13 protein-coding genes are annotated in these 14,059 nt (G+C 31.9%); 4 read left to right on the plus strand and 9 right to left on the minus strand.

The window, feature by feature from the left end; genetic code table 11:
• Nucleotides 1-6: 6 nt before the first annotated feature.
• Nucleotides 7-3,126: a CHAT domain-containing protein gene (locus tag ABD011_RS12190; protein ID WP_343798624.1), complete on the minus strand. Its 3,120-nt coding sequence runs from the start codon at nucleotides 3,124-3,126 to the stop codon at nucleotides 7-9.
• Between the two features lie 172 nt (nucleotides 3,127-3,298).
• Here ABD011_RS12190 and ABD011_RS12195 point away from each other — a divergent pair, with 172 nt between their 5' ends.
• Genes ABD011_RS12195 through ABD011_RS12205 form a run of 3 tightly spaced genes read left to right on the plus strand, consistent with a single transcriptional unit; the run spans nucleotide 3,299 to nucleotide 5,462 of the window.
• A complete protein-coding gene (locus tag ABD011_RS12195) occupies nucleotides 3,299-3,862 on the plus strand; it encodes an RNA polymerase sigma factor (protein WP_343798626.1) in 564 nt (187 codons plus the stop codon).
• Complete coding sequence (locus ABD011_RS12200) at nucleotides 3,859-4,656, plus strand: tetratricopeptide repeat protein (protein WP_343798628.1); 798 nt, start codon at nucleotides 3,859-3,861, stop codon at nucleotides 4,654-4,656. Before ABD011_RS12195 ends, ABD011_RS12200 begins: the two co-directional genes overlap by 4 nt.
• Nucleotides 4,653-5,462, plus strand: a complete 810-nt coding sequence (locus ABD011_RS12205) for a DNA/RNA non-specific endonuclease (RefSeq protein WP_343798631.1) — start codon at nucleotides 4,653-4,655, stop codon at nucleotides 5,460-5,462. The genes ABD011_RS12200 and ABD011_RS12205 overlap by 4 nt, the downstream gene beginning before the upstream one ends.
• A 42-nt stretch (nucleotides 5,463-5,504) precedes the next feature.
• Here the strand turns inward: ABD011_RS12205 and ABD011_RS12210 are convergent, their stop codons facing one another.
• The 4 genes from ABD011_RS12210 to gcvP all read right to left on the minus strand — a co-directional run bounded on the left by ABD011_RS12210 (nucleotide 5,505) and on the right by gcvP (nucleotide 10,943).
• The gene (locus ABD011_RS12210) at nucleotides 5,505-6,356 is read right to left on the minus strand and encodes a glycosyltransferase family 2 protein (RefSeq protein WP_343798633.1); all 852 of its coding nucleotides are present in this window, start codon (nucleotides 6,354-6,356) and stop codon (nucleotides 5,505-5,507) included.
• 26 nt (nucleotides 6,357-6,382) lie between these two features.
• On the minus strand, nucleotides 6,383-6,904 hold the full coding sequence (locus ABD011_RS12215; protein WP_129761475.1) for a methyltransferase domain-containing protein: 522 nt from the start codon (nucleotides 6,902-6,904) through the stop codon (nucleotides 6,383-6,385).
• 29 nt (nucleotides 6,905-6,933) lie between these two features.
• Nucleotides 6,934-7,992 (minus strand): 3-oxoacyl-ACP synthase III family protein, encoded by a 1,059-nt coding sequence (locus tag ABD011_RS12220; RefSeq protein ID WP_129761474.1) that lies wholly within the window; start codon nucleotides 7,990-7,992, stop codon nucleotides 6,934-6,936.
• Between the two features lie 101 nt (nucleotides 7,993-8,093).
• Nucleotides 8,094-10,943: an aminomethyl-transferring glycine dehydrogenase gene (gene gcvP / locus ABD011_RS12225; RefSeq protein WP_343798634.1), complete on the minus strand. Its 2,850-nt coding sequence runs from the start codon at nucleotides 10,941-10,943 to the stop codon at nucleotides 8,094-8,096.
• Nucleotides 10,944-11,062: 119 nt separating this feature from the next.
• Between gcvP and ABD011_RS12230 the strand changes: the two genes are divergently transcribed.
• On the plus strand, nucleotides 11,063-11,905 hold the full coding sequence (locus ABD011_RS12230) for a UbiA prenyltransferase family protein (protein ID WP_343798636.1): 843 nt from the start codon (nucleotides 11,063-11,065) through the stop codon (nucleotides 11,903-11,905).
• On the opposite strand, the gene ABD011_RS12235 is transcribed toward ABD011_RS12230, so the two are convergent.
• From ABD011_RS12235 to ABD011_RS12250, 4 genes are read right to left on the minus strand one after another with little or no spacing between them, the layout of a single operon-like run.
• Nucleotides 11,876-12,133, minus strand: a complete 258-nt coding sequence (locus ABD011_RS12235) for a hypothetical protein (protein ID WP_129761471.1) — start codon at nucleotides 12,131-12,133, stop codon at nucleotides 11,876-11,878. The genes ABD011_RS12230 and ABD011_RS12235 overlap by 30 nt on opposite strands.
• 9 nt (nucleotides 12,134-12,142) lie before the next feature.
• Entirely contained in the window at nucleotides 12,143-12,694 is a 552-nt protein-coding gene (locus tag ABD011_RS12240) for a sigma-70 family RNA polymerase sigma factor (protein ID WP_131508085.1), read from the minus strand.
• 55 nt (nucleotides 12,695-12,749) lie between these two features.
• Nucleotides 12,750-13,652, minus strand: coding sequence for a TIGR01777 family oxidoreductase (locus ABD011_RS12245; RefSeq protein ID WP_343798639.1), 903 nt, complete (start codon nucleotides 13,650-13,652; stop codon nucleotides 12,750-12,752).
• A gap of 1 nt (nucleotide 13,653) precedes the next feature.
• Entirely contained in the window at nucleotides 13,654-14,049 is a 396-nt protein-coding gene (locus ABD011_RS12250) for a hypothetical protein (protein WP_343798640.1), read from the minus strand.
• Nucleotides 14,050-14,059: the final 10 nt, after the last annotated feature.

Genomic DNA, 14,059 nt, shown 5'->3' on the forward strand with positions numbered 1-14,059 from the left:
AATTTGTTACCCGATTTTTTTTGTTTTTTTTCTACGAAACATAAAAACTCCAAAGCAAAGAGTGATAAAAGCACCAATATAATAGTAAATATTAGAAGAGGTACTACTAAGCTTCACAGTGTTAGTATCACCTAAAATATAGAAGCTACCCCAATAATAGGGATGAGAAGTGAAAACATTTGTAGTATTTAAATAGTCAATCTTAGCTTGCTGAAGTGCTTTGCTTTTAGTTATTCCTTTTTTTAAGTTTTTATAAAAAAGCTTCATTATTTCTGGAGTGGTTTCATCTGATATTTTCCATCTACTTAGCATTAGGCTTTTAGCTCCTGCATATTGAAAAGCATTGCCTAAGCTTAAAATACCTTCTCCTTTATTTATTTTGCCTACTCCAGTATTACAAGCGCTTAACACAACTAAGTCAGCAGGAATATTAACAGTGTATAATTCATGACCATAAAGTATGTTATCTTCTTTGTTGTTTTTTAAAGATTCTGAAAAATGTATTTTAATGATTTCGGGATTTAAGCTATCTATTTCAGCATGTAATGCAAGGTGAATTAATTTGTATTTGTTAACGTAGGTTTTAAAATTTGTCTCATTGGCATCGTCATCAAAAAAGTATTTGCCTTTAAACACTTGAGAGAGTTCCGTGATTTCCTTTCTAGAACCTGGTAAATCAATTTCGTTGTTATTTAATATCGAATCATTAATGGTATATGAAAAAGCCATACATTCATTAAGTATATCTTTAGAACTATGTTTTAAGTTACTTTCATAGAGCATGCTTGCTGAATTAGCATAACTAATCGCATAGTCGTAGAGTAAATAGTTTGGCTTATGGTTTGGTCTTGTATAGTCAGAATTAATTAGAAGGTCAAATTGCAAATGCCATAGAGACTCATCTGGGACTATAATTAATTTATTGCCTTTAAAGTTTTCTTTGATAGGTTTTATTAATTGTTGATATAAATCTGATGCGGTTTTTGTAAAAGCATTTTCGTCTTTATTTATGATATTAGTATTAAAAACTTGAATGGTCTCATCTAAGTTTTTAACATCAAGGGTTTTAATGTCAATAGTACTTTTAGTAATTATGTAAACCGTAATGTGTGTTTGTGATTTAAAAAACTCAATAAACGTTGTTTCTTCATCTAAATGGCTTTGAATTTCTGAAATACTTACTATTGGTTTTTCGTATTTCAAACCATAATATTTGGGAAAATCTTTTTCAATTCTCTGTTCTAGAGAGTCTTTGCTTTTGTTGATGTCAAACAATCTACCTTCTAAGGTGTATATTTTTGTAGTATCGATAACTTTATTAGAAATCTCTTTAATAATTTGAGAGGTTAGTTTAGAAATTTCATTGTTTAAGTAGTTTTCTAACGTTATAATTTCAGTATTCACATTTGAAACTTCTTTTACTTTTGAGTTTTTGGCAAGCTCTCTTAATACATTAGCTCTGCTTTTTTCTGAGTAATAGAAAATACTATCTTTTGATACAATATTTTCGTCTAGACTATGCATTAATAGTCCAGTTTCTATGATTTTTCCATAGATAGTTTTTGTTGTGCTCGAAAATTTGATTTTGTCATTGTAGTTTCTTTTAGTGTTGCGTAGCCAATTAATTAAAGACTCTGCCTTTTTATAAAATTTATTGCTCTCTATTAAGTACTCTTTATTATCAGAAACTAGATATAACTCTAGTAATATGTCAGCTTTGGTTTTTGTAGCGTCAAGTTGTAGCTTATTGCTTAAGTAGCTAATTGATTGAAAGAACTCAGGTTTGTTTTGTTGATTAAGACTCCCCAAATAATTAGCTCTAATAGCTTCATTATTATAGTCTAGTGCTTTTTCGTAATCATTGAGTTTTAGATAAACTTTTGCTATGTTGTTTAGAGACTCAATAGTGTTGATGTTATTTTTGCCAAAATATTTTATCCTAATTTTTAGAGATTCTTGAATGTTCTCTAGTGCTTTTGAATAGTCTTCAATATCATAATAAACCGAAGCTAGGTGAGCATATGAAAACGAAGCTATTATTTTACTTCTTTGATTATTAGCTTTGTTGAGGAGTGTTATTGCTTTTTCAATATATGGAATACCGCGTTCATCACCATAAATTCTTCCTAATTGACTGTATGGAAAGTGAAGTGTAAAATGGTCTTTTCCGTACATTTTAGTAGCCATTTCAAGCGCTTTTTTAGTGTGAAATAAGCTCTCTTCTTTAAAACCTCTGTCTAAGTAAGACATACCAAGATTGAAATGAATCCTCAATTGGCTTTGATGTGTGTCTAATCCATAGTGTAAAACACTTAAGCTTAAAGCTTTTTGAAAATACTTTTCACCTTCATTAAACTCTTTATTTTGATTGTAGATAAGCCCTAATTGGTTATATATTTCTATAAAGTATGGATGATTAGTTTCGTCATGGTATGCTTCTTTTGAAAACTCATAAGTGTTTTTAAAATTTACAAAAGCTGCTTCAAAATCTCCTTGATCATAGTTAATTTGTCCAAAGGTTTCACTTATTTTAGCTTTTAAAGCTTTATCCTTAGGGGATTCATTTTGTAAAGAATTTAAAGCTAAGTTTAAATGTTCTATCGCGTCTTTATAATTACCACTTCTGTGATATGTTCTTGCTAAATTATAATAGCAGTATGAGAGGTTGTAGCTGTTGTCTTTTATAAACTCTAGGCTAATGCTTAAAGCCATTTTGAGGTCTTTTTTTGATTGATCAAAATTACCCTTAACGCGCTCAATAGTTCCAATGCTGTTTAGAGCAATTACTTCTTCCAATTTAGCTTTAATGTTATTTTGTCTACTAATGTTTAGAGCCTTTGTGGCAGTAACTAAAGCTTCTTCAGTATTATTTTTTGAGATGTATGCTCGAGAAAGTAAATTATAAGATTCAGCTGTTTTTAAGTGTTTTTTTGAAGCCTTAAAGGCTTTTAGTGCTAGTTTTAAATGAGTAATTGCTTTGTCGTTTTTTGCATAGAATAATGCATTTTTTCCTTTTTCTAAATTTAAAATGGCTAAACTGTCATTTTGTTGTGCAGAAGAGTCAATTATACCAAAGACAAAACATAAAAAAATACATAAAACACGATGATGAAAAGATAAGATCATAGAAGGTTAGTTTAGTTGGTAGATCTTTTACAAATTATATTAAAAAACTTTAATCTCCTAAAGTTATTTAGATGTAGAAGTTTTCAGCTTGACATTACAGTTTAGACTTTAAAAAACTTTTCCGCTCATAGTTTATAAAAGTTTATTTTTGTTACCATAACTTAATAAAGGCGTGATAAGTAATTCCCAGTATTTAGAGGCTCTATTAAAAAACGATACTAAAATTATTTTAGCTATCTATAAAAATAATTTTTATAAAGTAAAATCTTTTGTTTTAAATAACAAAGGGCAAGAGGTTGATGCAGAAGATGTTTTTCAAAAAGCTTTACTTCAATTGGCTGTGAGATACAAAAAAGAAAAGTTTGTCATAAACTCAAGTTTTGATATTTATTTTTTTACAGTTTGTAAAAATTTATGGCGTAGAGAATTAAATAAATCAAAAATTAAGGTAACAAAAGATGGAGTAATGGAACTAAGAGATGAAAATGAAGATATTGCTATGGCAATTTTAGAACAAAAGCGTTGGGAATTGTTTTCTGAAAGCCTAAAACTTTTATCTGAAAACTGTAGACTTGTTTTAAAACTATACTTTTCTAAATCATCTTATAGTGATATTGTGGAAAAGCTAAAGTATAATTCAGAAACAGTTGCGAGACAGCGCGTTTTTAAATGTAAAACTAAATTAAAAGAGATAATTAAAAAAGATAAGCGTTTTAAGGCTTTGCATAAGTTATGAAAGAAGAAGATTTTATTTTAATTGAAAACTACCTTAAAGGTACTTTGTCAAAAGAAGAGGAAGATTCTTTTTTAGAACGGTTAGATTCTGATGCTCAATTTGAAGCTGAATTTAAGTTAGAGCAGCAAGCTTTTAATACATTAAGTGAAGGTCAATGGAGTTATATAGATAATTCTTCTTCAGAGGTGCAAGAGTATAAAGAAGCATTGCAGGATAATGACATACAAGAGTTGAAACTTACTATTGATAGGCTATATTCTAATCAAAAACAAGCACATAAGGGAATCAATAAAAATCTGTATTACTATATAGTAGCGGCTTCGGTAGTGGTTTTTTTAGGGTTTCAATTTTTCTTCAGTCAAAATGTTTCTAATCAAGAATTGTACAATAGCTATATTGGTTATGATAGCTTGCCTTCCTTTGTTACTAGAGGTTCTACAAATGAAACTGAACATCAGCTTGTGCAAGCTCAGCATTTATTTGATAAGGGAGAGTATGAAGCTTCATTAGCTATTTTTAAACCTTTTTTAGAGTCTGAAACCAATAATACATTATTGTATATTTATATTGGGATAGCACAAACAGAATTAGGTTTGTATCAAGAGGCAAAGTTAACTTTTGATCAACTCAAAAATAATGAATCTACTTATGACAGTATAAGCTATTGGTATACTGCTTTACTGTATCTCAAACAAGAGAGAATAGATGAGGTTAAAGAGGTTTTGAATACCATTATTTCTAATTCATATTACAATCACGAAAAAGCACAGGACTTGTTAAACGAAATAGAATGAATAAAAAAATAGTTTCTTCTGTAATTGCAATAATCATCATTTTTGGAGTTTTAGGCTACGAACACTTTTTAAAAGAACAAGAAGTAGCCGAAATAGTATCTGAAGGAGAAACTGTAAAAACAGATACTAACGAATACTTTTTGCCAACAAGCACAACAGGACAAATAGTACATCATGAAGGTTACTCGCTATCTTACAGTGAACCTCACGAGCAAGCTGAATGGGTAGCTTATGAGTTGAAAAAATCGCATTTATCAAATACTAATTTTAAACGACCATATTTTGAAATTGATAAAGCTGTAAAAACTGGAGCAGCACATTGGCGCAATTATAAAAAGTCAGGTTATGATCGAGGGCATTTATGTCCTGCAGGAGATAGAAAATACAGTAAATATGCTCATGATGAAACATTTTTAACCAGTAATATTAGTCCGCAAGAACATGCGTTTAATTCTGGTATTTGGAATACTTTAGAGCAAAAAGTGCGTTATTGGGCTAGTAAGTATGATGGCGTATATGTGGTTTCTGGAGGTTTGCTAAAAGGCAATTTAAAAACTATAGGAGAAGAGCGCGTAGCGGTTCCTAATCAGTTTTACAAAGTACTTATTGATAATAATACTGGTAATACAAAAATGATAGCGTTTTTGATGCCTCATGAAAACTCTAATAAACCATTGTATGAGTTTGTGGTTTCGGTAGATTCTTTAGAAGCGTTAACAGGAATTGATTTTTTTCCAGAACTAGATGATGCTATTGAAAATAGGTTAGAGGCTTCAAGTAGTTACAAAGCGTGGAGTTTTGATTGAAAATTGTCTTTTGTATTGTTGTAATACCTACTTTTTCTAAGTTTATTGTTTGAGTTTGCCTATTATTCCTTTCCAACGAAGTTGTCGTATAAATTTCCCTTCATCTTTAGAAACTAAGAACGCTTTACGTTCTTTTTTGGCTTTAAAATAGCCTACTAAGTAATTTTTAAATAGAGCAAAACTTCTTTTTTTATAAGATAGTTTTAATGCCGAAATTAATGTAATTACAAAACCATAACGCATTTTATACATGGCTTTACCTTGTAAGTGTTTAGAGGCTTTATTGTAACTATTCCCTGTAGGTTTTAAATGCTTTACACAAAGCGACTCGTCTACAACCACTTTCCAATTATGGTATTTAGCGAGTAAAGTATCTACCGTGTCCCAACCAATGGATGGTTTTAAACCACCAATAGCTTTAAAGCAAGCTTTTCGGTAAGCTTTAAATGGACCTCGAACATGCGTTTTGTTGGCAATGTTTTCATAAACCCATTCATGGTCTTTTTTTATATAGGCTAAACCTCCAGCAATTCCAACAGATTTATCACTTTCAAAAACCATTTTTATACGCTCTAAATAATTGGTAGGAAGAATAATATCTGCATCAAACTTACAAATTACATCGTAGTTATCGTCTAGCGTGTTGTAGCCTTGGTAAAAGGCGTTTATTACTTTTGAACCCGGAAGATGAGTGTTAGAAGATTTGTAATTTACAAGGGTTATCCAGGAGTGTTTTGAGCAAAAAGAAGAGACTATAGCTTCAGTCTTGTCTGTAGAGTTATCGTTAACTACAAGCACTTTTTTAGGTAAAACCGATTGATTTACTAACGACTCCAAAGTTTGCGCTATGCAATCTTCTTCATTATGAGCTGGTATGACGATATAAAAGTTCAAAAATTTGAAATATTAAGTATTCAAAGTTAAACTCTTTCAGCATAAACAATGTAATATCTTGGCGTAAACCAACGTAATATGGGTCTAATACCTATCTTTTTTGTTGGATTGGTCCATTTTTTAGAGTCTATAATTTTCCAACCTGTTTTTTCTAATAACCAATCAAACTGCCAATCTTCAAACTCATGGTAATGACGATCTCTCATATCGGTTTTACTTCTGTAAGCAGAAGCAAACCATAATTTTAAAGGAATGCTAGCTACTAATTTATCTGATTTTATAGACTTTAAAACAGTATAAGGTGAAAGCAAATGTTCAAAAATTTCAAAAGCAGTTACCACATCAGTATTGGTGTTTTCAATTTCAGAAGTGTCTTCGTCTAAATCAATACCAGAAGTGTTTTCAACAGAAAACCCATTTGCTTTCATAATTTCTGTAAATGGGTTTTCTACACCTAAATCTAAAACAGAAGCAGGTGTTTTAATATGCTTTTTTAAGAACTCTAAAGTTATTTTATATCTCTTGTGTGGAAATTTTCCTTCGTACATAGCTTCTTTCCACAACAGTGGAAGTATTATTAATATTTGTAAACAATAGCGTTAATGTGCATTCCTGCACCAACACTTGCAAACATAATAATATCTCCTTTTGTAAGACTATGATTTTCTAATTTATTGTTCTTTACCAAGTCAAAAAGTGTAGGTACAGTTGCAACAGAACTATTACCTAATTTTTGAATGTTCATAGGCATAATGCCTTCAGGGATATCGGTTTTGTAGAGTCTGTAAAAGCGTTTTAATATAGCTTCGTCCATTTTTTCATTAGCTTGATGGATGAATATTTTTTTCACCTCTTTAATGTCTATTCCGCTTTTATCTAAGCAGGCTTTCATTGCACTTGGAACATTGCTTAAAGCAAATTCGTAAATTTTACGACCATCCATTTTAATGTAACGTGTGTCTCTACAAAGGTCTTGATTGTTTGAGTTTCCGAAGAATAAATAGTAAGCTTCATCATAAGTAAAACTAGCACTTTCGTGTGCTAAAATTCCGCCTTCATCATTAGTAGCTTCTATAATTGTTGCGCCAGCTCCATCACTATAAATCATAGAGTCTCTATCGTGCTTATCAACCACTCTCGATAAAGTTTCAGCTCCTATAACTAAGCAACGTTTTGCAATACCAGCCTTAATAAATGCATTAGCTTGTATAACACCTTCTACCCAACCAGGACAACCAAAAAGAATGTCGTAGGCAACGCATTTTGGGTTTTTAATACGCAAGCTGTGTTTTATTCGTGCTGCTAAACATGGTAAAATATCACTTTGAATGGTGTTGTGTTTAACATCACCAAAATTGTGTGATACTATGATATAATCTAGAGTTTCTGGGTCTATGTTTGCGTTAGCAATAGCTTTTTCGGCAGCAAAGAACCCAAGGTCAGACGCTGTTAAATGGTGTTTTGCATATCTACGTTCAGCAATACCAGTTATGGCTTTAAATTTATCAACAATAACTTCGTTAGGATGATTAATTTCTGAGCCATCAGTGTTTAAAAACTGGTGTTGGTGAAAGTTTTCATTTTTTTCAATGGTATCAGGGATATAGCTTCCAGTACCTGTAATTTTTATATTCATAAAAGAAAAAAGCCTTTAATTTTTACTAATATAACAAATATACTAGCTGTAAATTAAAGGCGTCTTTATTATCTGATTATTTTACGATGTTCAACATCGTATTATGCATCCATATATTCTTCAATTGGAGCGCAAGTGCATATTAAATTACGGTCTCCATAAGCATCGTCAACACGTCTTACAGAAGGCCAAAATTTATTGTCTTTTACATAGTCCAAAGGAAAAGCAGCTTTCTCTCTAGAGTAAGGTAGTAACCACTCGTCTGAGGTAACTAACTCTAAAGTGTGAGGTGCATTTTTTAAGACATTATTGTCGTCTTCTTTAGAAACTTCGCTAATTTCTTTTCTAATAGAAATCATAGCGTCACAAAAGCGGTCCATTTCAGCTTTACTTTCACTTTCAGTAGGTTCAATCATCATTGTTCCTGCCACAGGAAAAGATACTGTTGGTGCATGGAACCCATAATCCATTAAACGTTTTGCAATGTCAACCACTTCAATTCCGTTGGCTTTAAATGCTCTACAGTCTACAATCATTTCATGAGCTGCTCTACCACGTTCCCCAGAATACAGTGTATCAAAACTTCCTTGTAAACGGTGTTTGATATAATTGGCATTCAAAATGGCAATTTTGGTAGCTTGAGTTAAACCTTCTGCACCAAGCATTTTAATATATCCATAAGAAATTAAGCATGCTAACGCAGAACCAAAAGGTGCAGCCGAAATAGCTGTAATAGCTTTTTTACCACCAGTTTTTACTATTGGATTTCCTGGTAAGAAAGGTACAAGTTGTTTAGCAACACAAATTGGTCCAACTCCAGGACCTCCACCACCATGAGGAATAGCAAACGTTTTATGAAGGTTAAGGTGACATACATCTGCACCAATATTTCCAGGGTTTGTTAACCCTACTTGGGCGTTCATGTTTGCCCCATCCATATAAACTTGTCCGCCATTATCATGGATGATTTTAGTAATTTCTTTTATCGCAGATTCGTAAACACCATGTGTTGAAGGGTAAGTAACCATTAAACAAGACAAATTGTCTTTGTGTAATTCGGCTTTTTCACGTAAATCATCAACATCAATATTACCTTCGTCAGTAGACTTAGTAACTACAACTTTCATTCCTGCCATTACTGCACTTGCAGGATTGGTGCCATGTGCAGACGACGGAATTAAACAAATGTTTCTGTGATGATCTCCACGAGATTCGTGATATGCTTTTATAACCATAAGTCCAGCAAACTCACCTTGAGCACCAGAGTTTGGTTGTAAGGAAGTGGCTGCAAAACCAGTGATTTCTGTAAGTTGATCTTCTAGTTCTTTTAAAACCGTAAGATAACCTTCAGCTTGTTTTTTAGGAACAAAAGGATGAATGTTTGCCCATTTAAAAATACTTAAAGGCAACATTTCAGCAGCTGCATTAAGTTTCATGGTACAAGAACCTAAAGAAATCATCGAGTGGTTTAATGATAAATCTTTACGCTCTAAAGATTTTATATAACGCATCAACTCGGTTTCTGAGTGATAAGTGTTAAAAACATCTAACGTTAAAAAGTCTGACTGTCTTTGTAAATCTTCAGCAATATTAACGTCTTCAGTAATTGAAGAAATTTCGAAAGCCTCTTTTTTAGCCGCTTTTGCAAAAACAGCTATAATATAATTTAAATCTCTTACTGATGTTGTTTCGTTTAACGCAATAGTTACTGTGTTATCATCAGGATAGAAGAAATTTACTTTTTTCTCTTTGGCAATCTTTCTAAGTTTTTTAGCATCAGTTTTTATTTGAAGCGTATCAAAGTAAGAAGTGTTAGCTTGCTTATAACCTAATTTTTTTAATGCCTTTTCTAGTGTTGAAGCTGAATTGTGAACTTTGTTAGCAATAAATTTAAGCCCTTTAGGACCATGATATACTGCATACATTCCTGCCATAACAGCTAATAATACTTGAGCAGTGCAAATGTTTGATGTTGCCTTGTCACGCTTAATGTGTTGCTCACGTGTTTGTAACGCCATACGTAAAGCTCTGTTGCCATTAGTGTCTTTTGTTACACCAATAATACGACCAGGAATATCACGTTTGTAGGCTTCTTTAGTTGCAAAAAAAGCTGCGTGTGGTCCACCATAACCCATTGGGATTCCAAAACGTTGGGTAGTACCTACAACAACATCAGCTCCAAATTGCCCTGGAGCTTCCAGTTTAACTAAACTTAAAATATCAGCAGCTACAGCTACTTTAATTTGGTTTTCGTTAGCTTTCGAAATGAAAGATTTTATGTCAGTAACCTCTCCGTTTTTTCCAGGATATTGAAGGATAGCGCCAAAAAACTCTGAAGAAAAATCAAACTCATCTTCATTGCCTACTACAATTTCTACACCAATAGGAGTGGATCTTGTTTCTAGTAAAGATAGCGTTTGTGGTAATATGTTTTCAGAAACAAAAAACTTGTTAACACCTTGTTTCTTTTGGTCGCGTTCTCTTACTGCAAATAACAAACTCATAGCTTCAGCAGCAGCAGTACTTTCGTCAAGTAAAGATGCATTTGCTATTTCCATACCTGTAAGGTCTGTAACCATAGTTTGGAAATTTAATAAAGCCTCTAGACGACCTTGAGCAATTTCGGCTTGGTAAGGTGTGTAAGCTGTATACCAACCTGGATTTTCTAAAATATTACGCTGAATAACTGCAGGTAAAATAGTTGGATGGTATCCTAAACCTATGTATGTTTTATAAACCTTATTCTTTTTTGATAATTCGTGAATATGAATATTGTATTCATGTTCAGTCATTGGTTCATCTAGATTCAATTCTTTTTTTAAGCGAATATCATCAGGAATGGTTTCGTAAATTAGTTGTTCTAAAGAGTCAACACCAAGGGTTTTTAGCATCTCTTTTTGGTCGTCTTCTCTAGGACCAATATGACGAAGTGCGAAAGCATTTGTATTCATTAAAATTATGTTGTGTTTTGAAGCGCAAAATTACGGAATTATTCATGTTTTTTTGTTAATGAAAATGAAAGTTTTTAACCAAATACAACTGTTATTAACACTTTGACTATTTTTGTTATATGAAGGTTTTGAAGCGTATTTTTGATTTTTATATCAATAGCAGTATTCATGTGGCTTTATCAGTGTTTTCATTAGCGTGGATTACACTTTTAGAGTTTGAATTGCCTTATGATAAAAATGTCCTTTTTTTCATCTTCTTTGCTTCAATTACAGGATATAATTTTGTGAAGTTTTTTGGCTTAGCAAAGTTTCATCATAGAAGTTTGGCAACGTGGTTGAAATATATTCAATTATTCTCGTTGGTTTGTTTTTTATTGATGTGTTATTATGTCTTGCAGCTGGAGCAAACAACATTAGTCTATATTTCTGTTTTTGGAGTTGTTACATTTTTATATGCAATCCCATTTTTACCCAAAAAGATTTTTCTTGATGAGAAACAAAATTTAAGAAGTTTAAGTGGTCTTAAGGTATATGTGATAGCTTTAGTTTGGTGTGGTGTTACTGTGTTTTTACCGCTTGCGAATGCAGATTTTTTAATGAATTGGGATGTGAGTATTACAGCAATTCAGCGTTTTGTATTTGTCCTCGTGTTGATGTTACCATTTGAAATAAGAGATTTACAATATGATAGTGTAAAGCTAGCAACAATTCCGCAGCAAATAGGAGTTAAAAAAACTAAATTGATAGGTGTGTTGTTACTTATGGTGTTCTTCTTTTTGGACTATTTAAAAGATGATATGCAGTTAATGAATCTACTGGTTTTATTGGTAATTACTGCTATTACTTTGCTAAGTGTTGTGTTGGCTAAAAAAGAACAATCAAAATATTACAGTGCCTTTTTTGTAGAAGGCATTCCTGTTTTGTGGTTGCTATTAATTTTGGTTTTTCAACTGCTGACTTAATTGATCTTTAAGTGCTTGACGTTCTTCTTTTTTTAAGCATTCCACATCCGAAAACTTTATGGTTTTTGTAAGCGATTTATTTCGTTTTGTATAAGCTCTTGTTACTCTACACCAAGATAAGCGTATTGTAAGCTTTATTCTTTCCCAAAAAGTAGCATCTCCATATTGTGATTTATCACAAATTTGTTTTGCTTCTTCGCACGATATAAACAGTACACTTTTTTTCATTTGTTGTTATTATAACCAATTTTCTTCTAAACATTCAGCCATAGCATTTCTGGCTCTATGGATAATTACCCAAAGGTTAGACGCAGTAATGTTTAATTCATTACAAATAGTTTCAGTATCTAATCCTTCTATGGTTTTCATTTTAAAAACATTAGCTTGTTTTTCAGGAAGTTTGCCTAAACAGTTGTAAATAGCATCGCCTAACTCCTCGTTTTCAAGTTTGTCTTCCGCTGTTTTATCAAATGGATCCGAAACACGTTCTTCAAGCCAATCGCCTTCAGCTTCATCGGAGTTGTAAGACATACGCACTTCAGCTTGTCCTTTTTTAGAGTTTATCTTGCGGTAATGGTCAATGATTTTTCGCTTTAAAATAGCAATAAGCCATGTGCGTTCGTTGGCATCGCCTTTAAAGTTTTTCATTGATTTTAATGCGGCAAAAAAAGTGTCTTGAACCAAATCCTTAGCCATTTCACGGTCGTTTACACGCGATATGGTATAGTTAAAAAGATAATCGGAATAGTTGTCAATCCAATTATCAGGATTTAGTGTATGGTTAGGCATGTTTCTTTTTCAAGTATTTAGTCAAAAATAGCTAAATAATATTAATTAATATAAATTAGTTAGTCAATAAGTCGTGTATAGCATTCTCGATTTTTAGGTGTTTAAACTTAAAACCATTATCGATTAACCGTTTTGGAATAACATTCCTGCTTTTTAAGACAAGCTCGGTCTCAGTACCAATTAATTTTGCTCCAAATTCCAATATGGGTTTTGGATGTGATAATCCAAAAGGTACTTTTAATATTTTCCTTAAAGATTTCATTAAAATAGAGTTTGTTGTAGGATGAGGTACGCTTAAGTTGAATTTGCCTTGTAGAGTTTCAGTGTTTAATATAAATTCAACTGCACTAGCAAAATCAAATTCATGTATCCAACTTACTTTTTGGTTTCCATTACCTTGTTTACCTCCTAAACCAAATTTTGTTAAACGTTTTAGAGGAACTAAAGCCCCTCCATTTTTTCCTAATACAATTGATGTACGCAATGCTATTTTTCTTGTGTTTGGGTTGATAACTGAAAAGAATGTCTTTTCCCAAGACTTTGCAATGTTCATTGAAAAGTCATTACCAATTTCTCCATTTTCTTCTGTCATTTCTTTATGCAATGAATGCTTGTAGATTGTAGCTGTAGAAGAATTTATCCATACTTTTGGAGGGTTTTTGCATAAGTTTATTGCTAAGCCTAAAACATGAGTTGAGTCTATTCTAGAGTCGTAAATTAGTTTCTTGTTTTTTTCTGTATATCTACAATCAACTGATTTTCCTGTAAGATTGATTAGTGCATCAGCATGTTCTAAAACGTCTACCCATTTTCCAATATCTTTTGCATTCCAGTAAATGTCATTTTCTTTTTTTGGTTTTCGAGTCAGTATTTTAACAGAATACCCTTTTTGGACGAAGTAATCTTCAAGCACTTTGCCTAGAAACCCACTTCCACCTGCTATTATTATTGTTTTCATTTTAACTCGTTTTTTGTTGTGTTGATGGTTTTGTAGGTTGTTTAGAAATCCTTCTTCCTCTAAAAAAAAGAAACAGATTCAAGAATAAAATAATCCCTAAATAAATGGTAAAGCCCCCTATTTTTTTGCTTAAAATCTCTATTAGATTTTGACTAGTGATTGGGCTATTATTGTAATAGTGAATTTCCATAATATATAGAGCAAAACCAATGTTGGTGAGATAAAAACCAATTTCAAAGAGTTTGTTTGTAGCTAATGCGATGTCTTCTTTTCCTTTGAAGATATCTATCATAAAAAGTTTACCATTTTTAAATAACATTTTAGATACATAGATTGTTAGTATTATAACAATAGGTAGGTATACAATGTAACCGATAATAATTTTTGAATTTTCCATAATGATTTAT

The sequence above is a fragment of the Gaetbulibacter jejuensis genome (genome assembly GCF_039524015.1).
In the GTDB taxonomy this organism is placed as follows: Bacteria; Bacteroidota; Bacteroidia; order Flavobacteriales; family Flavobacteriaceae; genus Gaetbulibacter_B; species Gaetbulibacter_B jejuensis.